Origin of the sequence: Xanthomonas sp. CPBF 426, assembly GCF_903989465.1 — a bacterium.
GTDB lineage: Bacteria > Pseudomonadota > Gammaproteobacteria > Xanthomonadales > Xanthomonadaceae > Xanthomonas > Xanthomonas euroxanthea.
Genome location: NZ_LR861805.1, coordinates 3,761,623 through 3,786,372 on the forward strand (window position 1 = coordinate 3,761,623; position 24,750 = coordinate 3,786,372).

The window sequence follows — 24,750 nt, forward strand, 5'->3', positions numbered from 1 at the left end:
GAATGGGGAATTGGCAGAGCGGAGACGGGACGGACGTTGCGATTCTCTATTCCCGATTCTCGATTCCCTGCAACGCACGCACATCAACAAAATGCCCGCTGACCGCCGCTGCTGCGGCCATGGCCGGGCTGACCAAGTGGGTGCGGCCGCCGGCGCCCTGGCGGCCTTCGAAGTTGCGGTTGGAGGTGGAGGCGCAGTGTTCGCCGCTGCCCAGCTTGTCCGGGTTCATCGCCAGGCACATCGAGCACCCCGGCTCGCGCCATTCGAAGCCGGCGTCCAGGAACACCTTGTCCAGGCCTTCGGCTTCGGCCTGTGCCTTGACCAGGCCCGAGCCCGGGACCACCAACGCCTGCTTGATGGTGGCAGCGACCTTGCGCCCCCGGGCCACCGCAGCGGCCGCGCGCAGATCCTCGATGCGTGAGTTGGTGCACGAGCCGATGAACACGCGATCCAGGCGGATCTCGGTGATCGGCTGGTTTGCCCGCAAGCCCATGTATTTCAGCGCGCGCTCGATCGAGTCGCGCCGGGTCGGATCCTGTTCGGTTGCCGGGTCCGGCACCTGCTGGTCGACCGCCAGCACCATTTCCGGCGAGGTGCCCCAGCTGACCTGCGGCTTGATGTCTTCGGCACGCAGCTCCACCACGGTGTCGAAGTGCGCGTCCGCATCGGAAACCAGCGTGCGCCACAGCGCGACCGCCGCCTCCCAGTCGGCGCCCCTGGGCGCGAACGGGCGGCCCTGCACGTAGGCAATGGTCTTTTCGTCCACCGCCACCATGCCCACGCGCGCACCGGCTTCGATGGACATGTTGCAGATGGTCATGCGCCCTTCCATCGACAGGGCGCGGATCGCGCTGCCGGCAAATTCCAGCGCATGGCCATTGCCGCCGGCGGTGCCGATCCTGCCGATCACCGCCAGCACGATGTCCTTGGCAGTCACCCCGAACGGCAGCGTACCCTCCACCCGCACCTGCATGTTCTTCATCTTCTTGGCGATCAGGCATTGCGTGGCCAGCACATGCTCGACCTCGGAAGTGCCGATGCCGTGCGCCAGCGCGCCGAACGCGCCATGCGTGGAGGTGTGCGAATCGCCGCAGACCACGGTCATGCCCGGCAGGGTGGCGCCCTGCTCGGGGCCGACCACATGCACGATGCCCTGGCGCGCATCGTTCATCTTGAACTCGAGGATGCCGAAATCGTCGCAGTTCTCGTCCAGCGTCTGCACCTGCAGCCGCGAGACTTCGTCGGAGATCGACTCCAGCCCGCCCTGGCGCTCGGCACGGGTGGTCGGCACGTTGTGGTCGGGCGTGGCGATGTTGGCGTCGATGCGCCACGGCTTGCGCCCGGCCAGGCGCAGGCCTTCGAACGCTTGCGGCGAGGTCACTTCATGCAGGATGTGGCGATCGATGTAGATCAGCGACGAACCATCGTCGCGGCGCGTGACCTCGTGCAGGTCCCACAGCTTGTCGTACAGCGTCTTGGCAGTCATTGCGGCGATCCGGTTGGCGGATGGTGGGAGTGCCCACCTGGCTGCGTTCGATGCTAGGAGCTTGCCTTCGATAACGCAAATTCATATTGTTTATTCAACAAATGAAATTTGGGAATGGCAATGGACCTGGCAAGCCTCAGCGCCTTCGTGGCGATTGCCGAAAGCGGCAGCTTTTCAGCCGCCGGCGAGGCCCTGCACCTCACCCAGCCGGCGGTGAGCAAACGCATCGCCTTGTTGGAAGGGCAGTTGTCGGCGCGATTGTTCGACCGCCTGGGCCGCCAGGTGGTGCTGACCGAGGCCGGCCAGGCCTTGCTGCCGCGTGCGCAACGCATCCTGGCCGAGCTGCAGGACACCCGCCGCGTGCTGGAGCATCTTGGCGCGGCGGTCGGCGGGCGGCTGAGCCTGGCCACCAGCCATCATGTCGGCCTGCATCGCCTGCCCGCCCTGCTGCGCCGTTTCGCCGCGGAGCATCCTCACGCAGCGCTGGACATCCAGTTCCTGGATTCGGAGCTGGCCTATGCCGCGGTGCTGCGCGGCGAGGTGGAGCTGGCGGTCACCACGCTGGCACCGGACACGCGTGCGCCGCTGCGCGCGCAACCGATCTGGCATGACCGCCTGCAGTTCGTGGTGGCGCCCGATCACCCGCTTGCCGCATTGCGCGCGGTGTCGCTGGAGGATGTGGTGGCGCATCCGGCGGTGCTGCCGGATCCGGGCACGTTCACCCATCGCATCGTCGCCGGTCTGTTCGCTGGGCATGGGCTGGTGCCGAGCCTGCGCATGACCACCAACTATCTGGAGACGATCAAGATGCTGGTGTCGGTCGGCCTTGCGTGGAGCGTATTGCCGGAACGCATGATCGATCACCAGATCGTGGCGCTGCCGCTGGCCGACGTGATGCTGTCACGCAAGCTGGGCTGCGTGACCCATGGCGGGCGCACCTTGTCGCGCGCCGCGCAGGCGTTTGTTGCCTTGTTGAACGCGCAGGCGGACCAGTTGCAGGAGTAAGCGCGGCAGCGCCATGCCCCTGGCAACGCGACAGGCTTACTGATCCACCAAGCGGTCGCGCCCCAGCCGCTTGGCCTGGTACAGGCGGCGGTCTGCCAGTGCCAGCAGTTCGCGGCGGCTCGGTGCTTCATCGCTCATCGCCATGCCCATGCTGGCGGTGCAGCGCACCGTCGTGCCCTGCGTCTCGATGCCGATCGCCGCCAGCCGCTGGCGCATGCGCTCGAACAGCGCGCGTGCCTGTGCAACGTCCACCCCCACTGCCGCGAGCAGAAACTCTTCGCCACCGTGGCGCGCGGCGAAGCACTGCGCCTGATCCTGCTCATTGAATGCTTCGCCGATCGCGCGCAGCACCGCATCGCCGACCTCATGGCCGTACTCGTCGTTGATGCGCTTGAAATGGTCGATATCCATCAGCACCAAAGCCAATGAAGGGCCACCGGCGCGCGCATCATCGAACCATTGCTGCAGGACGCGCTCGGCCTCGCGCCGATTCGGCAAGGCGGTCAGCACGTCGTGGCTGGCGCGGTATTCGAGCTGGCGCATCAGGGCTTCGCGCTCCTGGCTGGCCTGCTGCAGCGCGAGGTTCTTGTCGCTCAACTCACGGGTGCGTGCGTCGATCACCGTATTGAGTTGGCGCTGACGACGGCGGTAGCTGGCGGTGCGCCACAGATAGAGCCCGTAGATCAGGCTGCCCAGTCCGAGGATGCCCAGGGCGATCACTTCGCCACGCCGCCACCACGGCGGCGCCAGTGCGATCACCAGGCTGGATTCGCCCACCAGCGCGGTCTGCCGCCAGTCCACCGGCAGCGACATCGCCTGGACGCGGAAACGGAAACGGCCCGGCGGCAGATTGGTGTAGACCGCTTCGCTGGCGCTGTCGGCGTCCACCCAGTCCGGGTCGAAGCCTTCCAGCCGGTAGCGGTAGCGCACCTTGTCCGGGCCACGATAATTCAGCCCCGCATAGACAATGGCGATGCGCCGGGTCTCTGCGCCGAAGCGATGCAAGCCATTGAGCGGCTGCACCGTGCCGTCGACCAGCAGCCGCTCGAACACGATCGGCACGCGATGGCCTTGCAGGGTGCCCACGCGCGCCGGATCGATCACGCCCAGGCCCGCAGCGGTAGGAAACAGCAACTGCCCGGACTGGGTCATCCAGCCGGCCGGCGCGCTGCTGCCATTGCCCTGATTGCCGGGCATGCCGTCGCTGCGATCCACCACCTCCACACTCAACTGCTCGCGCGTGCCGGCATCGAGCTGGTCGAAGTCGCTGCGCGCGATGCGGAACACACCGTGGTTGCTCGACAACCAGAAATAACCCCGGCCGTCGTCGATCACCCGGAACACCTTGTCGCGCGGCAGCCCGACCCGGTGGTCGTAGACGCGGAAGGTCTCTCCACTCAGGCGCAGCAGGCCGCGATCGCTGGCGATCCACAGGTCGCCATTGGTATCGCGCAGGAAGTCGAACGCGTTCTGCCCGGGGAAATCCTGCTCGCCCAGCCATGCGCGCGTACTGCCATTTGCCGACAGCGCGGTCATGCCGCGATCGGTGCCGATCCACACATTGCCCTGCGTATCGCGATACAGCACCTGCACCGAGCCATCGGGTACGCCGTCGGCGGCGGTGAAGCGGCGTGCCTTGCCATCGCGCCAGCGCACCAGCCCGGCGGTGGTGCCGATCCACAGCGTCTGGCCATCGGGCAACACCGCGCGTACCGACAGCGACGGCAGGCCGTCGGCCGCACCAATGCGTGCCAGCACGCGCCCTTGCGCATCCAGGCGCACCACACCCTGGCTGTACGTGCCGGCCCAGACGCCGCCATCGCCGGCATCGGCCAGGGCCAGCACCGATTGCTCCAGCACGCGGCCGCCCTCGTTCGGCACCACCGACACGCGGCTGATCCGGTTGTTGTGCCAGCGGTCCAGGCCCACCGCGCTGCCCACCCACACGGTGCCGTTGCCGGTCTGCAACACCGTGCGCACGTAGTCCGAGGCCAGGCCGTCTTCGTGGGTGACGCCATGCGCGGCGCCTTCGGCGATGCGGAACAGGCCGTGCGTGCTGCCGACCCAGATCAGGCCCTCGGCGTCTTCCAGCAACGCCGGGCTGGCGACGCCCGAAATGGCGATCTGTTCGTCCGGCGTACCCGCGCCGCCATGCACCACCAGCGTGCCCGATGGCAGGCTCATCCACAGATGCCCGCGCCGATCCAGCAGCAATGCATCCACCCGCTGGCCTTGCCGGAAACGCTGCAGTCCGCCACCGCGGCTCCACCACCACACGCCGTCGTCGCCAGCGACCAGCAGGCCGCCCTGACGATCGCTGGCCAGCCGTCGCACCGGTGCGGCGCGCATGCCATGTGCCTTGCCCCAGGCCTCGGCCACAATGCCATCGCGGGGCAGACGATAGAGCCCGACTTCGGTGCCTACCCATAAATCGCCATCGGCATCGGCCGCCAGCGCGGTGATGCGCGCGCGCGGCAGGCCGGCCTGGCGCCCGACGTCCACCACCCGCCCGTCCGGCTCGATGCGGTATAGCGTCTGCGGCGTGCCCACCCACAATGCGCCATCGGCGCAGCGCAGCAGTGCACTGACTGCCAGGTGCCGCGCCGAAGCATCGCCCAGCTGCTGCCAGTGGCCATCCTGGTAGTGGTAGACCCCATCGAAGGCGGTGCCGAACAACATCCCGCCAGCGCTGTCGCGTGTCACCACGAACACGCCCCCCAGCTCGACGCCCGGTGTGTTCTGACGGTCATACACGGTGAAGTCGCGGCCGTTGAAGCGCGCCACACCTTCCCAGGTGCCCAGCCAGATCAGGCCATCGGCGCCCTGCGCCACTGCATGCACCAGATTGTGCGGCAGGCCGTCGTCCATGCTCCAGCGCGTGACGGTGTGGTACGCGGTATGGGTCGGCGGCTGGGCGCCGGCCGGCCAGACGCCGAACAGCACGCAGGCCAGCAATGCCCATCGCCACAGCAGCCCGGTCCGCCGCACGCATGTGCTGCGGACGCAGCCCGTCTGCGCATGCGCCCCGACCCTGTCCACGCTCCCCATCCCCTCGTTGTGCTGGCCAAAGGGGCTGCCGACGTGCGCCGACAGACCGTTAGCCAATCTATCACCGGGGGTTTTTCAACGCGCTAGGTGGATTCCCCACACCGATGGGATGCACCATGACACCGGGAGGCATTCAGCCGAAACAATTACCGGCCATAACCAAGCTGGTGCGCAGCTAACGCCTGGGCGCGGCCGTTCCTGAGCGCTTGCCTGCATTCCACCGGCAGCGAGTATAAATATAGAACCCGATGGTCTAGTATTGGCAGCATGTCCAGCTCGCCCCCCCTCAAGTCCAAGGCCAGGAGCAACGGCCCCGGACGGCCCAAGGATCTTGGGAAACGCGCCGCCATTCTTGGCGCTGCCCGCACCATGTTCATGGAGCAGGGGTATGCCGGGGTCAGCATGGATGGCATCGCCGCCCAGGCGGGCGTGTCCAAGCTCACCGTCTATAGCCATTTTGGCGACAAGGAGAGCCTGTTTTCCGAGGCGATCCGTGCGCAATGCCAGCATATGATGCCGGACGACCTGTTCGATCATGCTCCCGAGGGCGCGCTGCGCGATCAGCTGATCGAAATCGCCGATGCCTTCTTCGCCATGGTCAGCACCGAGTCGGCCATTGCCACCCACCGCATGATGATGGCGCCCGGTACGGGCGACGTGCATGTACGCGAGATGTTCTGGGATGCCGGCCCCAAGCGAACCCAACGGGCGCTGGCCGATTTCCTGTCCGCACGCGTGGCCGACGGGCAGCTGAAGATCGACGATGTGGCACGCGCCGCGTCCCAGTTCTTCTGCCTGCTCAAGGGCGAGCTGTATGCGCTGATGATGTGCGGCCTGCACGGCCAGCCCACCCGCGCGCAGGTGGACGAGCACTTGCAGGCCAGTGTGGATTTCTTCTTGAGGGCGTATGCGCCGCGCTGACCGCCCCCGGCCTTTGGTGGCGATGACTTCCGGCACTGCGTCGTTTGCCGGCGCGCAGCGATGCTAGATGCGCCAGTTGCCCCGTGCACCGGTAAAATGCCTGCCCCACCGCGTTGGATAACCGCACCATGACGATCGATTTCTCCCAGGCCCGCGAAAAGATGGTCGAACAGCAGATCCGGCCGTGGGACGTGCTGGACCTGCGTGTGCTCGACGTGCTGGCGCGCCTGCCGCGCGAGGCCTTCGTGCCCGAGGCCTACAAGACCCTGGCCTATGTCGATGTGGAAATCCCGCTGTCGGCCGGCCACAAGATGATGAAGCCGGTAGTGGAAGGCCGCATGTTGCAGGCACTGGACCTGCAGCCGGGCGAAGACGTGCTGGAAATCGGCACCGGCAGCGGGTTTTCCACCGCCTGCCTGGCCGCGCTGGCCCGCGAAGTGCTGAGCCTGGAGATCGATCCGGCCCTGGCCGCCGCTGCCCGCGCCAATCTGGACAGCAGCGGCCTGGGCAGCAACGTGCGGATCGAAACCGCCGACGTGTTCGGCTGGCAGAGCGAGCGCCGCTTCGATGCCATCTGCGTGACCGGCGCGGTCGATACGCTGCCGACGCAATGGCTGCAATGGCTGCGGCCGAACGGGCGCCTGTTCGTGGTCCGCGGTCACGAACCGGTGATGGAAGCGGTCCTGGTCCGTGGCGACGTCAACGCTCCGCGCATCGAATCGTTGTTCGAAACCGACCTCGCCCATCTCCAGGGCGCCGCACCGACGCCCCGATTCCAATTCTGATTCCCAAGGAAGCTTCCCCGATGATCCGCCGATCCCTCGTCCTGGCGCTGGCCGCCGCCCTGTCTCCGATGGCCGCGAACGCCACCGATCTGCTGCAGGTCTACGAAATGGCCCGCAACGGCGATCCGCAGCTGGCAGTGGCCGAGTCCACCCGCCTGGTCAATCGGGAGGGCGAAGTGCAGGCGCGTGCGGCGTTGTTGCCGCAGTTGGACGGCACCGCCGGGTACACCCAGGCACATCGCAAGCTGGATACCATCGACAACCTCAACGAGGGGCGCTCGACCACCAAGCAGCGCCAGTATTCGATCCAGGGCAGCCAGACCATCTTCAACTGGGCGCAGTTCGCCAATCTGCGTGCGCAGCGCGAAGTGGCAAAGGCAGCCGACTTCACATTGGAATCGGCCAACAACGACCTGATCACCCGCACCTCGGCGGCATATTTCCAGGTCCTGGTCGGCATCGAATCGCTGGCGGCGGCAGAGACCAACGAAGCGGCCGCCAAGAAGCAGTTCGATTACGCCGACAAGCGGCTGGAAGTGGGCTTGGCCCCGATCACCGACGTGCATGAAGCGCGCGCCCAGTACGACCAGGCGCGTGCCGACACGATCAATGCGCGCAACACCTTGAAGGATTACTACCAGGCCTTGACCGAACTCACCGGCCAGCCGGTCACGTCCTTGCGCGCACTTCCCGAAGACTTCCGCCCCGAAGTCCCGGCGGCGTACAGCAATGTCGATCAGTTGGTGGCCACTGCCATCGCCGACAACCCGGCGCTGAAGTCGCAGCAGTTGCAGGTCAGCGCGGCCGAGGCGCAGGTCAATGCCGCACGTGCGGGCCATTACCCGACCTTGAACCTCGGCGCCAATGTCGGCCGCAGCAATAGCTGGGGCGGCCAGGCGGCGGCTGACCAGGCCGCGGGCAACTTCACCACGCAGGGTCGCGATATCGACACCGATTCGATCGGCCTTACGCTGTCGATTCCGATCTTTGCCGGCGGTGCCACCCAGTCGGCCGTGCGCCAGGCGTTGTCACGCCGCGATATCCAGCAGGACACCTACGAGCAGCAGAAGCGCGCGCTGGACCGCAATACGCGCAATGCCTACCAGACCGTGGTTGCCGGCATCAGCGAAGTGGAAGCCCGTCGCTTGGCCGTGGTCTCCGCCCAGGCCGCATACGACGCCTCGCAGGTCGGCCTGGAAGTCGGCACGCGCACCGTGCTGGACGTGGTACAGAACCAGCGCACCCTGTTCCAGGCGCAGCTGAACTATGCACAGTCGCGCTACACCTTCCTGCAGAACCGCCTGCTGCTGGGCCAGGCGATCGGCAAGCTCAACATCACCGACCTGCAGGATGTGAACCGGCTGCTGTCGCAGGATGCCGAGTCCAAGCTGCAGGGCAGTGGCTCGCTGCAGTAACGCAAGCCGACATGTGACTGAAAAGGCGGGCGCAAGCCCGCCTTTTTTATGCGCGAAATTCTCGATACCTGTCCCAAAGCGTAGTCTGACGAAAACTGACTTCCATGTATGTCTAGTTATTGTGAGAGACCATAGGTAGAAAATTACGATTATAGAATGGTCAGGAGCTACTAGCCTTCCGGTCACTCATCGGAACATGCAATTGTTCGCAATCGAAATATATTTTTTAGCATAAAACGAATTTTTCACTTAATCTTTATATACCCCCCCCCGAAATAGCTAGCACCAATCAACACCTAGGGGAAATCTGACACCACACCTCGGCACAAACCTACATAGAACATTCCATTTAAGTGCGAGCCTACATCTACCGGACGTGGTGAAGAGGGCCGCTTACCTGCGGAACTCTGAGTAATATCATCCCGGCATCTCCCGATAATATGGAGCTGTTATGAAGACCCTGCTTTTGCCGTTTTTTGCTGCAGTCTCATTGCTAGCCGTTTCATCTGTCCAAGCCGCTACTTACCAGACTGTAGTGGAAGCACATACGAGCTCATCAGGCGCCCAGACCGTCGATGCCACTCCACAGTGCCCTGGTGGTTTCACCCCCATCTCTGGTGGGTGGAATACTGGCGATCCGAACAGCGTCCAATTTGTTGGAGGATTGCCAGAGAACAACAACATAAACACCAGACAGGTGGTCATGAATGCGGGTCGGTTTTCACCGGTAGGAAGCTACCCGAACGGCAATGGTTGGCGCACCTACGGTTATGTAAACGGACCGACGATCATAAATATCTACACAATCTGCGCGTCCCCATAACCTACGTGCCACGAACGGCAGAACGCGGGAAAATGATGTCTGATCAACCCGCGTTCTGCTTGAGCACACCGGCCCAGAATACCGAACCTCCGCCACCTAAAAAACGCACTCGGTAGTGACAAGGTAAACGCTGCCCGGGAAATGTCACAACAACACCATAAAGCAATATACTAACTTCACTACTGTCAGACCAACCTATCTGGACAAAGCATCCATGATCATATCCGACAGATATCTCTGACTGAAATTTATTCCTTGCGGCTCTTTTTAACACTAATGGATGCACAGGTACCGCAGCCCGAGCAAGCACTACGCGCGGCATTCAATGCACTACACTGGATCGCATGCGCCGGCGACTGCAGCGATTGCTTCCAAGAATTTTCGCTTGGGAAGCGGTCTATCGGCATGGAGGAGTCGTCCGGGGCGGTGCACCACGTCCGTTGCCCAGCTACTGATGTTACCGATGCCATGGTGATGCATGGCAAAGAGACCAGTGTTCAGCGAAAGCGACTACACACGGGTGCGTAAAATACGAAAAACGGTAGGACTGCTGGGCTGCATTCTTCATCGTCGCCAGAATCGACGATTCAAACATCGACAACAAGAGTGAGCGTGCTCGAGAACAGCGCTTGAAAAACTCAAAGTCACGTTCGCGCGATGGCGGAGCACCCATTTCGAGTGATCAAAGCGCCAGTTGAGCTACGCCAAGGTCCGCAATCACGGCCTAGCCCAGAACAACGCGGAAATGCTGCCCCTATTTGCTTCGTTTACTCTGTGGATGTTGCACCGGCAGTTGCTGCCAGCCAGGCTGATATCGTATAACCACATTCTCAGGACACGGCACCCTCGCTCACCACCGGCGGCAGGTGCGGCGCGATCTGCACCAGCGTCCTCGCCACCGCGCCCTTGCCGTTGGCGACCAGTGCCAGCCCTGCCGCGGCCATCGCTTCACGCTGGACAGGGTCGCCGAGCAGGCGCGCCAGATCGTGGTACACGCTGTCGGCATCTTCGCAGATGGTCACCGCCTCGGCCTCGCGCATGCGCCGCGAAATCTCCGAGAAATTGTGCAGATGCGGGCCGGTGACGGCCGGCGTGCCGACTGCCGCCGGCTCGAGCAGGTTGTGCCCGCCGATCGGCTGCAGACTGCCGCCGACGAAGGCGACCTGTGCACAGGCGTAGAAACTCATCAGCTCGCCCAGGGTATCGATGACAAACACCTTGTCGCGCGCCTGCGGCCATTGCTGGCTTTTACGCGTGGACACGGCCCAGCCACGCTCGCGCGCCACGGCCTCGACCTTGGGAAAGCGCTCGGGGTGGCGCGGCGCCCATAACATCAGCAGATCCGGAAACTGCAGCAGCAGGCGCGCATGGATGTCAGCCACGGCCGCCTCCTCGCCTTCGTGCGTGCTGGCGGCAATCCACACCGGCCGCGAGGCCGGCACGTGCGTGTGGAACTGCGTGACCAGGGCCTGCAGCTGCGCAGGCGCGGCGATATCGAATTTGAGATTGCCCAGCGCGATCACCTGGTCGGGCCGCGCACCCAGCGTGACGAAGCGTTCGGCATCGTCGTGCGACTGTGCCGCTACGCAAGTGACGGTGCGCAGCGCGCGGCTGATCAACGGTGCCAGCAGGCGATAGCCACGCAGCGAGCGCGCCGACAGCCGCGCGTTGAGGATGTACACCGGAATCCCGCGGTCGCGGCAGCCGAACAACATGTTCGGCCACAGCTCGGTTTCCAGGATCAACGCCAGGCGCGGGCGGAAATGCTCCAGGAAGCGACCGACGCTGCCGGGCACGTCGTAGGGCAGATACACGTGGTCCACCGCATCGCCCCAGACCGCGCGCACGCGCTCGGAGCCGGTGGGGGTGATGGTGGTGATGACCCAACGGATATCCGGGCGCTGCGCACGCAAGGCGTTGACCAGCGGCGCGGCGGCATTGACCTCGCCCACCGACACCGCATGCACCCACACGCGCGGGCGACCGCAGGCGTGCGTGTAGGAGGCATAGCGCTCGTTCCAGCGGTTGAAGTATTCGCGGACGCGAAAACCGCGCCACACCAGGTGGTACACCGTCACCGGCAGCAACAGGTACAACAGCGCCGAGTACAGTCCGCGCAACAGCCATTCGATCGGGTCTTTCCGCATCGGTGCAGGATACGGGAGCGTTGCGGCGTGCGCATGTACACGCTGCCGCGCGCGCATGATCCCTTAGAATTGGCCCATGTCCGAGCCCGCCAACGTCGCTGTCCGCCCTTCCCTGCGCAATCCCAGGCACTGGCCGATGTACCTGGCCCTTGCCGTCATGGTGATCGCCGGACGCCTGCCCTGGATGCTGCAGCGTGCGCTGGGGCGTGGCGTGGGCTGGATCGCGATGCGCCTGGCCGGCACGCGTCGGCGCGCTGCCGAGGTCAACCTCAAGCTGTGTTTTCCCGAACAGGACGATGCCTGGCGGGCGCGGCTGTTGCGCGACAGTTTCGATGCGCTGGGCGTGGGCCTGTTCGAATTCGCGCGCGCCTGGTGGGGCAGCATCGATGCGATCCGCCCGGGCGTGCAGGTCGAAGGGCTGGAACACCTGCAGCGCCTGCAGGAACAAAAACGCGGCGTGTTGCTGGTGTCCGGCCACTTCATGACGCTGGAGATGTGCGGGCGGCTGCTATGCGATTACGTGCCGCTGGCCGGCATGTACCGCAGGCATCGCAACCCGGTGTTCGAGTGGGCGGTCAAGCGCGGGCGACTGCGCTATGCCACGCACATGTTCGCCAACGAGGATCTGCGCGCCACCATCAAGCACCTCAAGCGCGGCGGTTTCCTGTGGTACGCGCCGGATCAGGACATGCGCGGCAAGGACACCGTGTTCGTGCCGTTCTTCGGGCATCCGGCCTCCACCATCACCGCCACCCACCAGCTGGCGCGGCTGACCGGTTGCGCGGTGGTGCCGTACTTCCACCGGCGCGAAGGGGGCCGCTACCTCCTCAAGATCGCACCGCCGCTGGCAGACATCCCTTCCGACGATGTGATCGCCGATACCACGCAGGTCAATGCGGCGATCGAGGACATGGTGCGCGAGGCGCCGGACCAGTACCTGTGGATCCATCGGCGCTTCAAACGCCAACCGGGTGGGCGCAGCGATTTTTATCGTTGATATCGCGTATCTGGATGCAGGCGGCGCCTGCCGCCGCAGCACCGCAAGATGCAGGGAGAATCAGCGCGGCGGCGGCTGATCTGCGTCGTCGTTGAGCAAGGCACCGGCATACAGGCCGGCCAGCATCAGGCTCAGCCCGCCCCAGAAGCTGGAATAGAACGCCAGATGCGTGTTGAGCGGGAACACCGTGGCCACCAGTGCGATCATCGCCGGGCGTGCCTGCTCGCGCGCGGCCAGGCTGGAATAGCGCCACGCGCGCCAGGCCTGCGCCGCACCGGCCAGCCACAGCAGCAACCCGATCACCCCGGTTTCGGCCAGGATTTCCAGCACGATCTGGTGCGCATGGAAGGCCGGCCCATCGCCCCAGGCCGGCGCCTGCGCGGGTGCCGGATTGCAGGCCGGATACGCCTGCCGGAAGCCGCGGGCGCCCACCCCATTGAGTGGATGCGCGTGGATCATGCACAGCGCTGCGCCCCAGATCTGCGCACGCCCGGACAAGGCCTGGTCGACGCCCTGCTGGTCATCGCTGAAGGCCAGCGCGGTGCGCTGGATCCGCTCGCGCGCCTGCGGCGCCACCGCTACCACGCCGGCCGCCAGCAGCGCGCCAACCACCGCCACCGCAAGCAGGCGGCGGCCACCCAGCAACTGCCAGCCGGACAGCAGCACGATCACGCCGTAGGTGATCCACGAGGCCCGCGACCCCGCCAGCACCAGCACCACGCCGACCGCCGCCGCAGCGCCCGCCCAGGCCCAGGCATTGCGCCGCCCCAGTGCCAGCAGCAGGAAGGGCGACAGGCTCGCAAGCGTCTGACCGAACTTGAGATTGCACGGCCCCAGCACGCCGCTGAGGCGGTCGACCAGGGCCAGCTCCTGCGGCGTGCACAGACCATGCCCGCTGATCAGCTGTTTGATCTGATCCAGGCCGAAGAACAACGGGCTGCTGCCGAACACGGCCTGCAGCAGCGCATCCAGTGTCCACACCCCGCCGATCACCGCCAGGCCGGTGAAGGTGCGCCGACGCCGCTGCGCATTGGCCACCGCGATCGCGCACAACCACATGAACGGCAGATAGCGCAGATCGGTGGCCGACTTGCGCAGCGCGCGCCCCACGTCCACCGCATCGAACGCCGACAGCATCTGCGGCAACCAGTACGCGAAGAACAGCACGCTGGTCAGCGCCCAGGCCGCACCACTGAGCAGCCGGGTGCCGCCACGGAACCGCGCATGCAGCAGGCGGTAGGCCGCAAACAGCGCGCCCAGCGACAACACCGTCTCGGCCAGCCCGGGCGTGGGCCATAGCGCCACGAACAGGAGCACCCACAGCGGCGCCCAGCGACCGGCGTCGGGGGTCAGCGCGGACGCGGGTGGGATGGCCTCAGCGGCGGAGTTCGTCATAGACCTTCAGGGTGGCCGCTTGCATGGCCTGCAACGTATAGGGGAGCACGGCGGGCGGTGTCGGCGCCTGCCGTAGCAACTGCAGCGCCTGGGTGCGCAAGGCATGGGCATCGAAGGCCGGCACAGCGCCGCCGGGTTGCAACTCGGCCAGCAGCTCGCCGACGCCGCCGTGCGCCCAACCCAGCACTGGCCGGCCCACCGACAGGGCCTCCACCACGGTGCGGCCGAAGGCCTCGGGCTTGCGCGACAGCTGCAGCACCAGATCGCTGGCGGCATAGGCCTCGGCGATGCGTGCGGTGGGTTCGGTGAAGGCGACCGCATCGGCCACGCCCAGTCTGGCGGCCTCTGCTTCCAGCTCGCGCAGATAGGCATCACGGCCCGGCTCGCGTGCACCCGGCAGCCACAACCAGGCCGGCACGCCGGCAGCGCGCACGTCGGCGAGCAATTGCAGGCCGTCGGCGTGCCCTTTCAGGCGCGTGCCGCGCCCGGGCAGCAGCAGCAGTGGTGCATCGGCCGGCAAGCCGGGCAGCACGGTCTGTGCCCAGCTGCGCGCGCGGCGGTCCGGCTGCGGGCGACGCGGAAACTGGGCGATATCGACGCCGCGCGGGATCGTGCGCAGGCGCGCGGTGTCGGTCTGCGGATAGTGCGTGCACACGTACTCGCGCACCGTCTGCGAGACGCAGATCACCCGCTCGCCATAGGTCATCACCGCGCTGTAGCGGCTGGGCGAGTTGAGCCCGTGCACGGTGGTGACGAAGCGCGGCCGGGTGGCCTGCGGCATGCCGCGCAACGCGTACCAGCCCAGCCAGGCCGGCAGGCGCGAACGTGCATGCACGATGTCGGCCCCCAGTTCGGCGAACAGCCGGCGCAGGCCGACCACGTGACGCAAGGTCAGCAACGACTTGCGTCCGATATCCAGGGTGAGATGTTCGCCGCCCGCCTCCAGCAGCGGCTGGACCAGGCGGCCGCCGGCCGAGACCACCACCGCGCGGTGGCCGGCGCGCACCAGCGCAGCGGCGATTTCCAGGGTGGAGCGCTCGACGCCGCCGGACTGCAGCGCCGGCAGCAGTTGCACCACGGTCAGGCGGTGCATCCGGCCAGGATCAGTCGGCGAGCACGAACAGCGCGCCGCAATACGGGCACTTGGCTTCGCAGTTGGGCTCGTCTTCGATCGGCAGATACACGCGCGGATGCGAGTTCCACAACGCCATCTGCGGCGTCGGGCAGCTCAGCGGCAGATCGCCGCGATGCACGGTGTAGCGCGATTCGGCATTGGCGGGCGCGGTGGCGGTCTGGCTCATGGCGGCACGATCGTAGAGACAAGGCAGAGCGCGGATTCTAGCAGCCTGCGTGGTGATCGGCCCATTGACCGGCCATACCGGTTCGGGTGGTGATGCTCTCAACAGCCGCCCGGGCGCCGCCAGCGTCGGGGAGCGATGCGGCAGCCCCGGCTGGCCTGGCCCTTGCTGGGCCGGCAGCGCCAGGCAGCCACACCCGGACATCGCGCTTATCATCGCCGGACAATGGCGCACCGCCCCGGCGTGCGCGTGCCCGGCTCGCCTGCCTCGGCAGGCCGGACCTGCCCTGCAGCATCGCACCCAAGGAGACATCGCCACGTGACCTCGTCTGTTGTGTTGCTGCATCCGCGTGACCTGTGGTTCCGGCTGGTCGTTGCCCTGGGCGTCGCTGCGCCGTTATCGGTGAGTGCGGCGACCGGGTTGTCGACCTCGTTCGAAGCCGGCCAGCCGTTGCCGGTGAGCGCGGCGGCGGGCGATGTGCAGATTGCCATCGGCACCGGTCCGGCCGCGCCGTATGCGGCCAAGCCGAACGCCGGCTACAGCGGTGCGCATGCCCTGCGGTACGACAGTCGTGGCGCAGGTGGGCGGCGCACCTTGTTGACCGGCGATATCCCGATCGGTGCCGATACCACGCTGTCCTGGCTGGTATTGCCCGAGAGCCTGGGTGGCGAGCATGTGGCATCGACCTATGTGTCGCTGGACCTGCTGCTGGACGACGGCACACGCGTGTCGGCCAGTGCTGCGCGGGATCAACATGGCGTCGCGCTCGGTGCGCGGGCGCAAGGCGAGTCGAAGACGCTGTATCCGCAGCAATGGGCGCGCAAGGCGGTGCGGCTGGGTGACGTGGCCGGTCTGCGTGGGCGCCATGTGCGTGCGATCGAGCTGGAAGTTGCACCGCCGGCAGGCGCGCCCGGTGCCGGCTGGATCGACGATATCGCCATTGCCGTGGTACCGCTCACGCCGGCAACGCGTCCGTCGGATTGGGTGCTGACCACGCGCGGCACGCAGTCCAATGGCACGTTCTCGCGCGGCAACAATTTCCCGGCAACCGCGGTGCCGCATGGCTTCAACTTCTGGACGCCGGTGACCGATGCGGGCACGCTGACCTGGCTGTATCGCTGGAACGAACACAACGATGCGGACAATCGCCCGCGCCTGCAGGCGTTGTCGCTCAGCCATCAGCCCAGCCCGTGGATGGGCGACCGCCAGACCTTTCAGGTGATGCCGTCGCTGGCGGCCGGCGTGCCGCCAGCCGATCGCCGACAGCGTGCGCTGGCGTTTTCGCACACCAATGAAACTGCGCGCCCTTATCGCTACGCGGTGCAGCTGGACAACGGGATCCAGGCCGAGATTGCGCCGACCGACCATGCCGCGTTGTTCCGCTTTCGCTTCCCGGCGCAGGGCGATGCCAATCTGGTGTTCGACAATGTGGACGCGCGCGGCGGGCTGCGGCTGGATGCGGCGACACAGACACTCTCCGGCTACACCGATGTGCGTAGCGGGCTGTCGACCGGCGCCACGCGCATGTATGTCCATGCCAGCTTCGATACGCCGTGGGAAACCAGCGGCCTGAGCGACACCGGCCGGCCCACCGGCTGGATCAAGTTCGCTGCCGGCAGCACCCGGCAAGTGCAGATGCGCATCGCCACCTCGCTGATCTCGCTCGAGCAGGCCAGGCACAACCTGGCACTGGAAATCGCACCACAGACAACATTCGAGCAAGTCGCCGCGCGGGCGCAGGACGCCTGGGATGCGTTGCTGGGGCGCCTGGAGGTGCCCGACGCCACCGCCGAGCAGAAGACCACGCTGTATTCCAACCTGTACCGGCTGCACCTGTATCCCAACTCCGGCCATGAGAATGTCGGCAGCGCCAGTGCCCCGGACTGGCGTTACGCCAGCCAGAGCAGCTGGTCGGACGACAACATCGACGGCAGCGCGGTGCGCAGTTTCGCGCCGATCCGCGATGGCCGGGTCTACGTCAACAACGGCTTGTGGGACACCTTCCGCACTGCGTGGCCGGCGTATGCCTTGTTCGCCCCCGACGCTGCCGGCGCGCTGGTGCAAGGCTTTCTGGAGCAGTCGCGCGCGGGCGGCTGGGTGGCGCGCTGGTCGTCGCCCGGCTATGCCGATCTGATGGTCGGCACCAGTTCCGACGTGGCGTTTGCCGATGCCTGGCGCAAGGGCGTGCAGGGCTTCGATCCGGCCGAGGCATACGTTGCCGCGCGCAAGAACGCCACCGTGGTGGCGCCCGACAGGCACGTCGGCCGCAAGGGCATGGCGCGTTCGACCTTTCGCGGTTATGCCGATACCGATACGCACGAAGGCATGTCGTGGTCGATGGAGGGCGCGCTCAACGATTTCGGTATCGCCAACATGGCCGATGCGCTGGCCGGACAGGCAAAGACGGCCACGGCGCGCGAGCGTTACACGACCGAGGCACTTTATTTTCGTCAGCGCGCGGCGGGCTATTCGGCGTTGTTCGATCCGGCGATCGGTTTTTTCCAGGGCCGCACACCGAACGGCCACTGGCGCGTGGACGCGGCACGGTACGACCCGCGCGTGTGGGGCCACGATTACACCGAGTCCAGCGGCTGGACGTTTGCATTCACCGCACCGCACGACGGTGAAGGCCTGGCGGCGTTGTATGGAGGACGCGTGGGCCTGGCAGCGAAACTGGATACGTTCTTTGCCACCCCCGAGACCGCCGAGGCCAGGTTCGCCGGCTCCTACGGCAACACCATTCACGAGATGACCGAAGCGCGCGATGTGCGGATGGGCATGTATGCGCACAGCAACCAGACCGCCCACCATATCCCGTGGATGTATCTGTACGCCGGGCAGCCGTGGAAGACGCAACGCATTACCCGCCAGATCCTGGCACGCCTGTACCTGGGCAGCGAGATCGGCCAGGGCTATCCCGGTGATGAGGACAACGGCGAAATGTCGGCGTGGTATCTGTTCGCGGCACTGGGCCTGTATCCGTTGCGCATGGGTGCGCCGGAATACGTGATCGGCTCACCGCTGTTCAAGCATGCCAGCGTGCGGTTGCCCGATGGCGGGACGCTGACGGTCAATGCACCGCAGAATTCGCCGCAGAACGTGTACGTGCAATCGCTCAAGGTCAACGGAAAGCCCTGGCGCAAGACATGGTTGCCGCATGCGGACATCGCCAGGGGGGCGACGCTGGACTTCGTGATGGGGCCTGCGCCCTCGCGCTGGGGCACCGGGCCGAACGATGCGCCACCGTCGCTGACCCCTGCGGGCAAGCGCCCTGCCCCGTTACGTGATGTGCTCGGAGACACGGCGCGCATCACGCTGGCCGATGGTGGCGAGGTCGCTGCCCTGCATGACGACGATGCGGGAACCGTCGCTGCAGTTGCATCGACATCGACGCTGACGCTCAGTGGCATGGCGCGCGGCACGCCCACGCTCTACACACTGACCAACGGCAACGCGGCCATTGCGGCCAGTGGCTGGACGTTGGAAGCGCGTACGGCCGATGGTGCGTGGACGGTGGTCGATCAGCGCCTTGAGGAAGCGTTCGACTGGCCGTTGCAGACGCGGCCGTTTCGTATTGCCACACCTGGTGCGTATACCGAGTATCGGCTGCGATTCAGTGCGCCCGCGAAAGTGCAGCTGGCGGAGATCGAGTTGCTGGGGGCGGAACCTGCGGTGCGTTGAGGCGCCGGTCTCGCAGCGCTGATTATGCTGCTTTCTGCAGGCAGGCGACTGCAGGATGCAGGCACCCGCTCACGCAATCGACGGATTCGCACGGGTGCTGCCGGAGCGAGGTCCCACCGCGATGTCAGCAGCGCTGGTGAGCCGTACCCTCGCCCCAACCCCCGCTCCGCGCCCCGGCCCGCGCTTGCGGCGCGGGCGCTTCAAGGCACGCGTGCCAGTGGCGCGCAAGCAGTGCCTTGTCGCCCCGGGAGGAGAGGGGCTTGGCGCGGTGCGTCTGGTGCCGCTCGCGGATCGGTCTTTGATGTCTTCCCGGTGGGGGGATCTCAACCGCTACTTTTTTCGCTGGCGTTCTTCTCGGCATCGCGCTGCCGGCGGATCTGCGCATCCACCGCCGCGATCGCGGTCATGTTCATCACCCGGCGCGAAGTGGCGCTGGTGGTGAGGATGTGCACCGGCTTGGAGATGCCCATCAGGATCGGGCCGATCGCCACGCCGTCGGTGAACACGCGCACCAGGTTGTAGGCGATGTTGGCCGCTTCCAGGTTCGGCAGCACGAACAGGTTGGCGCGGCCCTTGAGCGTGCTGTTGGGCATGATCTGCTTGCGCAGTGCTTCGTCCCAGGCGGTGTCGCCCTGCATTTCGCCATCGATGTTGAGCTCGGGCTTGCGCTTGAGCAGGGCCTCGCGCACCTGGCGCATCTTCAGCGCATCGCGCGAGTCGTGGCTGCCGAAGTTGGAGTGCGACAGCAGCGCGATGTTGGGTTCGATGCCGAACAGCTTCAGGCGGTACGCGGCCTGCAGCGTCGCTTCGACCACCTGCTCCACGGTCGGGTCTTCCTGCACATGCGTGTCCAGGAAGAAGAACACGCCCAGCTGGTTGATCACGCCGGTCATCGCCGAGGTGGAGCTCACCCGCGGTTCCAGCGGAATAACGCTGCGTGCGTAGCCCAGCTTCTTGTGGAAGCGGCCGACCACGCCGGACAGCATCGCATCGGCTTCGCCACGCGCCACCATCACCGCGGCGATCAGGGTCGGACGCGAGCGCATCAGCTCCTTGGCGGCAGTGACGGTCACGCCGCGACGCTCGGTGAGCGCGTGGTAGTACTGCCAGTATTCGTTGAAGCGGGGATCGTCGAGGATGTTGGTGATCTCGAAATCCACACCGGCGGTCAGGCGCAGGCCCATGCGTTCGATACGCGCTTCGATCACGTCCGGGCGGCCGATCAGGATCGGGAAGGCCAGGCCTTCGTCGACCACGTTCTGCACCGCGCGCAGCACCACTTCCTCTTCGCCTTCGGCATACACCACGCGCTGCTTGTCGGCGCGCGCACGGTCGTAGACCGGCTTCATCATCAGGCTGGTGCGGTAGACGAACTGGCCGAGCTTGTCGCGGTAGGCCTCCATGTCGGCGATCGGGCGCGTGGCCACGCCCGAATCCATCGCCGCCTGCGCAACGGCGGACGACAGCTCCACCAGCAGGCGCGGGTCCAGCGGACGCGGAATCAGGTATTCCGGGCCGAAACTCGGGGTTTCGCCGCCGTAGGCCGCGCCCAGGTCGGAGGCCTCGCGCCGTGCCATCGCCGCGATCGCCTTGACGCAGGCGATCTTCATTTCTTCGTTGATGCCGGTGGCGCCCACGTCCAGCGCACCGCGGAACAGGTACGGGAAGCACAGCACGTTATTGATCTGGTTCGGGTAGTCCGAGCGGCCGGTGCCGATGATGCAGTCCGGGCGCACCGCCTTGGCCGCTTCCGGGGTGATTTCCGGGTTGGGATTGGCCAGCGCGAAGATCACCGGCTGGCGCGCCATCGTGGCGACCATTTCCGGCTTGAGGATGCCGGCCGCCGACAGGCCCAGGAAGATGTCCGCGCCCTCGACGATCTCGGCCAGGGTGCGCTTGTCGGTGTCGCGCGCGTAGCGCTGCTTGTCCGGGTCCAGGTCGGTGCGGCCGGTGTGGATCACGCCATCGCGGTCCAGCGCCAGGATGTTCTCCGGCTTCAGGCCCAGAGAGACCAGCATGTTGACGCAGGAGATGCCGGCCGCGCCCATGCCGGTGGTGGCCAGCTTGACCTCTTCGATCTTCTTGCCGGTGACTACCAGCGCGTTGAGCACGGCGGCGCCGACGATGATCGCGGTGCCGTGCTGGTCGTCATGGAACACCGGGATGTTCATGCGCTCGCGCAGCTTGCGCTCGACGATGAAGCACTCCGGCGCCTTGATGTCTTCCAGGTTGATGCCGCCGAAGGTCGGCTCCAGACTGGCGATGATGTCGACCAGCTTGTCCGGGTCGTTCTCGTTGATCTCGATGTCGAACACGTCGATGCCGGCGAACTTCTGGAACAGCACGCCCTTGCCTTCCATCACCGGCTTGGACGCCAGCGGGCCGATGTTGCCCAGGCCCAGCACCGCGGTGCCGTTGGTGATCACCGCCACCAGATTGCCGCGCGCGGTCAGCTCGCTGGCCTGGGTGGGTTCTTCGACGATCGCCTCGCAGGCGAAGGCCACGCCCGGCGAATACGCCAGCGACAGGTCGCGCTGGGTCAGCATCGGCTTGGTCGCGGTGACCTTGATCTTGCCGGCCGGCTGCTGGCGGTGGTAGTCGAGGGCGGCCTGTTTGAAGTCGTCGTTGGACATCGGCGTTGTGGGTCTCGAAGGCGCAGGAGGGCTGAATTCTACCCCCCTGCCTGAACATGGGCCTGTCGCGCAGCTGTCGCGGCGGCAGGAAGATCGCATGCCACAACGCGGCATGCATTGCGGCCAGTGCTGGCTGGATGTGGAAACGGCCCTGCATCCCGCCGGCAGCGCCGACGGAATGCAGGGCCGTAGGAAGCATCAGCGCGCGCTGATCGGGGCGACGACGTCGGTCGAGGCCACCGGTGCCTGCAGCGGCGGCGAGCCGCCATCCAGCACCAGCTTGAGCTGATCGCGGTCCAGCGCATTTTCCCAGCGCGACACCACCACCGTGGCGACCGCGTTGCCGATGAAGTTGGTCAGCGAGCGGCACTCGCTCATGAAGCGGTCCACGCCCAGGATCAGCGCCATGCCGGCCACCGGCACGTCCGGCACCACCGACAGCGTGGCGGCCAGGGTGATGAAGCCGGCGCCGGTCACGCCGGCCGCACCCTTGGAGCTGAGCATCGCCACCGCCAGCAGGGTGATCTGCTGGCCCAGGGTCAGGTCCACGTTGGTGGCCTGGGCGATGAACAAGGCGGCCAGGGTCATGTAGATGTTGGTGCCATCCAGATTGAACGAGTAGCCGGTCGGCACCACCAGGCCCACCACCGACTTCTCGCAGCCGGCCTTTTCCATCTTCTCCATCAGCGATGGCAGCGCCGACTCCGATGAAGAGGTGCCCAGCACCAGCAGCAACTCGGCCTTGAGATAGCGGATCAGCTTGAGCACCGAAAAGCCGCACAGACGGCAGACGATGCCCAGGATCACCAGCACGAAGAACAGCGAGGTCAGGTAAAACGAGCCCACCAGCCAGGCCAGGTTGACCAGCGATTCCACCCCGTACTTGCCGATGGTGAAGGCGATCGCACCGAATGCACCGATCGGCGCGGCCTTCATCAGCATGTGCACCAGGCGGAACACCGGCGCGGTCAGCGCTTCCAGGAAGCTCAGCACCGGCTGGCCACGCTCGCCGACCAGGGCCAGCGCGATCCCGAACAGCACCGCCACGAACAGCACCTGCAGGATGTTGCCATCGACGAACGCGCTGACCAGCGTGGCCGGGATGATGTCCATCAGGAAGCCGACCAGGCTCAGCTCGTGGGACTTCTGCACGTAGGTGTTGACCGCGCTCTGGTCCAGCTCGGCCGGATTGATGTTCATGCCGGCGCCGGGCTGCACCACGTGCGCCACGATCATGCCCACGATCAACGCCAACGTAGAGAAGAACAGGAAGTAGGTCATCGACTTGGCGAAGACCCGGCCCACCGTCTTGAGGTGGGTCATACCGGCGATGCCGGTGACGATGGTCAGGAAGATCACCGGGGCGATGATCATCTTCACCAGCTTGATGAAGGCATCACCCAGCGGCTTGAGGCTTTCGGCGAAGGCCGGCTCGAAGTGGCCCAGCAGGGCACCCAGGACGATCGCCACCACCACCTGGAAATACAGCTGACGGTAAAAGGGGACGGGCGCCGGCAAGGGGCCGGCAGGCTTGCTGATGTGCATGACACCACTCCGAGGGAACATAGAGGGGGCCTGAGCAGGCACCCGGTGCGGGCATTCTGGCCGTACGTCGCAGCCCGGGCCGATAGCCCATTGGTACTACGCACTGTCGCCGGGCTGAACGTCGCCTTACACTTCAGCGGCGTCGCCACCGGCCGTTAATCCCATTTAACGCAGACACCGATTGTTGTGTCGTTGGCCGTCCGGAACCTGCGCGCTTGCTGAAGCTGTTCAGTGCGACCGCCATGGCAGGACGCCCGGCCCTTTCTCCTTGCCGAAGACCACACCTATGCGCCTCAATCCGCTCGTTCTCGCGTTGGCCATCGCCGCCGCGCCCGCAGCCGCCAATGCGGCCACCTCGCTGGAAAACTGGCCCACCAAGTACACCTTCGGTGATGGCACCGAGCTCGGCCTGACCGGCAACTACGCCTACGACGACAACAACTTCTCCGGCGACGATCGCCTGGAAGACCGCACCGACTTCCGCCGCAAGGAGTTCGGCGCCACCCTCAAGAAGAAGGGCGTCTACGACGCCATGGTGTATTTCGACTTCGAAGCCAAGCTGTGGCTGGACGTGTTCTTCCGCGTCGAGACCAAGGCCGTGTTCGGCCAGGATTACGGTCGCGTGCGGCTGGGCTACATGAAGGTGCCGGTGGGCCTGGAAGCGGTGCAGAGCTCGCGTGCGGGCAGCTTCATGGAACTGGGCCTGCCGGTCCAGGCGGTGTTCCAGGGCCGTCGTACCGGCGTGGAATGGACGCTGGAGCGCCAGCAGTATCTGCTGCAGGCCGGCGCGTACGGCGGCAAGGATCTGCAGGGCGACAACCCGGGCACCACCCAGGCCGTGCATGCCGCCTGGACCCCGTTCAAGGCCGAAGGCAATGTGCTGCACCTGGGCCTGGCCGGCTCGGTGGAAAACCCGCGTGGCTTCAGCGACGGCCGCGGCGTGTCGTTCAGCCCGCGCGTGCGCCTGCGTGCCCGCCCGGAAGCCGGCCTGACCGACGTGCGCCTGATCGACACCGGCACCATTCTCGACGTGGACCATGTGATCCGCGCCGGCGTGGAAGCGGTGTGGATCCACGGCCCGTTCTCGCTGCAGAGCGAAGCTCTGCGCGCCGAGGTGGCACGTAACGACAACCAGCCGCATTACATCGCGCAGGGCCAGTACCTCTATGGCACCTGGACGCTGACCGGCGAGTCGCGCAGCTATGCCGGCGGCGTACCGGGCAACATCAAGCCGGCGCACGACTACGGCGCGGTCGAGCTGACCGCCCGCTACAGCCGCCTGGACCTGGAAGACAACCGCGTCAGCGGCGGCCGCCAGCACGACACCACCATCGGCGCCAACTGGTACCTCACCAGCCACTTCAAGTTCCAGGCCAACTACAGCTGGGTGGATGCCACGCGCAACGGCGTGCATGAAACCCCGCACGTGATGGAGCTGCGCGCGCAGGTGCAGTTCTGAGCGTGATGGCGCACAGCTAACCCGGGCCTGGTCGGCCGCGCGCTGCCTTCGCTTCGACGCGCCAAGGCGGCAACCCACACCAGCGCACGTGCCCCTGCGGCCGCCTCCTTTC

The 24,750-nt window shown here is 66.1% G+C and carries 16 protein-coding genes; 8 read left to right on the plus strand and 8 right to left on the minus strand.

What is annotated here, in order from left to right:
• Positions 1-46: 46 nt before the first annotated feature.
• On the minus strand, positions 47-1,486 hold the full coding sequence (leuC, locus tag H7A87_RS15925) for a 3-isopropylmalate dehydratase large subunit (RefSeq protein WP_115677369.1): 1,440 nt from the start codon (positions 1,484-1,486) through the stop codon (positions 47-49).
• Between the two features lie 120 nt (positions 1,487-1,606).
• Between leuC and H7A87_RS15930 the strand changes: the two genes are divergently transcribed.
• Complete coding sequence (locus H7A87_RS15930; protein ID WP_119127392.1) at positions 1,607-2,491, plus strand: LysR family transcriptional regulator; 885 nt, start codon at positions 1,607-1,609, stop codon at positions 2,489-2,491.
• A gap of 36 nt (positions 2,492-2,527) precedes the next feature.
• On the opposite strand, the gene H7A87_RS15935 is transcribed toward H7A87_RS15930, so the two are convergent.
• Positions 2,528-5,539 (minus strand): ligand-binding sensor domain-containing diguanylate cyclase, encoded by a 3,012-nt coding sequence (locus H7A87_RS15935; protein WP_180497040.1) that lies wholly within the window; start codon positions 5,537-5,539, stop codon positions 2,528-2,530.
• Between the two features lie 267 nt (positions 5,540-5,806).
• Between H7A87_RS15935 and H7A87_RS15940 the strand changes: the two genes are divergently transcribed.
• The 4 genes from H7A87_RS15940 (at position 5,807) to H7A87_RS15955 (ending at position 9,483) form a co-directional block, all read left to right on the plus strand.
• A complete protein-coding gene (locus tag H7A87_RS15940) occupies positions 5,807-6,460 on the plus strand; it encodes a TetR/AcrR family transcriptional regulator (protein WP_104584022.1) in 654 nt (217 codons plus the stop codon).
• A 128-nt stretch (positions 6,461-6,588) separates the two neighbouring features.
• On the plus strand, positions 6,589-7,245 hold the full coding sequence (locus tag H7A87_RS15945; protein WP_119127390.1) for a protein-L-isoaspartate O-methyltransferase: 657 nt from the start codon (positions 6,589-6,591) through the stop codon (positions 7,243-7,245).
• A gap of 20 nt (positions 7,246-7,265) precedes the next feature.
• Positions 7,266-8,660 (plus strand): TolC family outer membrane protein, encoded by a 1,395-nt coding sequence (locus H7A87_RS15950; RefSeq protein WP_119127388.1) that lies wholly within the window; start codon positions 7,266-7,268, stop codon positions 8,658-8,660.
• Between the two features lie 451 nt (positions 8,661-9,111).
• On the plus strand, positions 9,112-9,483 hold the full coding sequence (locus tag H7A87_RS15955) for a hypothetical protein (RefSeq protein WP_147421056.1): 372 nt from the start codon (positions 9,112-9,114) through the stop codon (positions 9,481-9,483).
• An 830-nt stretch (positions 9,484-10,313) separates the two neighbouring features.
• Here the strand turns inward: H7A87_RS15955 and waaA are convergent.
• Positions 10,314-11,630, minus strand: a complete 1,317-nt coding sequence (gene waaA, locus H7A87_RS15960; RefSeq protein WP_119127386.1) for a lipid IV(A) 3-deoxy-D-manno-octulosonic acid transferase — start codon at positions 11,628-11,630, stop codon at positions 10,314-10,316.
• A 76-nt stretch (positions 11,631-11,706) separates the two neighbouring features.
• Between waaA and H7A87_RS15965 the strand changes: the two genes are divergently transcribed.
• The gene (locus H7A87_RS15965) at positions 11,707-12,627 is read left to right on the plus strand and encodes an LpxL/LpxP family Kdo(2)-lipid IV(A) lauroyl/palmitoleoyl acyltransferase (RefSeq protein WP_104584018.1); all 921 of its coding nucleotides are present in this window, start codon (positions 11,707-11,709) and stop codon (positions 12,625-12,627) included.
• Between the two features lie 60 nt (positions 12,628-12,687).
• Here H7A87_RS15965 and H7A87_RS15970 read toward each other — a convergent pair whose 3' ends face one another.
• The 3 genes from H7A87_RS15970 to H7A87_RS15980 are packed head-to-tail and all read right to left on the minus strand — an operon-like array spanning position 12,688 to position 15,323.
• Positions 12,688-14,022: an O-antigen ligase gene (locus tag H7A87_RS15970; protein WP_104648811.1), complete on the minus strand. Its 1,335-nt coding sequence runs from the start codon at positions 14,020-14,022 to the stop codon at positions 12,688-12,690.
• A complete protein-coding gene (locus H7A87_RS15975; RefSeq protein ID WP_119127384.1) occupies positions 14,003-15,115 on the minus strand; it encodes a glycosyltransferase in 1,113 nt (370 codons plus the stop codon). Before H7A87_RS15975 ends, H7A87_RS15970 begins: the two co-directional genes overlap by 20 nt.
• 10 nt (positions 15,116-15,125) lie before the next feature.
• Positions 15,126-15,323, minus strand: coding sequence for a zinc-finger domain-containing protein (locus H7A87_RS15980; protein WP_006451050.1), 198 nt, complete (start codon positions 15,321-15,323; stop codon positions 15,126-15,128).
• Positions 15,324-15,638: 315 nt separating this feature from the next.
• Here H7A87_RS15980 and H7A87_RS15985 point away from each other — a divergent pair, with 315 nt between their 5' ends.
• Positions 15,639-19,001, plus strand: a complete 3,363-nt coding sequence (locus tag H7A87_RS15985; RefSeq protein ID WP_119127382.1) for a GH92 family glycosyl hydrolase — start codon at positions 15,639-15,641, stop codon at positions 18,999-19,001.
• Between the two features lie 323 nt (positions 19,002-19,324).
• Here the strand turns inward: H7A87_RS15985 and H7A87_RS15990 are convergent, their stop codons facing one another.
• Together H7A87_RS15990 and H7A87_RS15995 are read right to left on the minus strand one after the other, a co-directional pair.
• Complete coding sequence (locus H7A87_RS15990) at positions 19,325-21,634, minus strand: NADP-dependent malic enzyme (RefSeq protein WP_119127378.1); 2,310 nt, start codon at positions 21,632-21,634, stop codon at positions 19,325-19,327.
• Between the two features lie 198 nt (positions 21,635-21,832).
• Positions 21,833-23,179, minus strand: coding sequence for a dicarboxylate/amino acid:cation symporter (locus H7A87_RS15995; protein WP_104584014.1), 1,347 nt, complete (start codon positions 23,177-23,179; stop codon positions 21,833-21,835).
• A gap of 286 nt (positions 23,180-23,465) precedes the next feature.
• On the opposite strand from H7A87_RS15995, the gene H7A87_RS16000 reads away from it, so the two are divergent.
• A complete protein-coding gene (locus tag H7A87_RS16000) occupies positions 23,466-24,638 on the plus strand; it encodes a porin (protein ID WP_104584013.1) in 1,173 nt (390 codons plus the stop codon).
• Positions 24,639-24,750 lie beyond the last annotated feature (112 nt).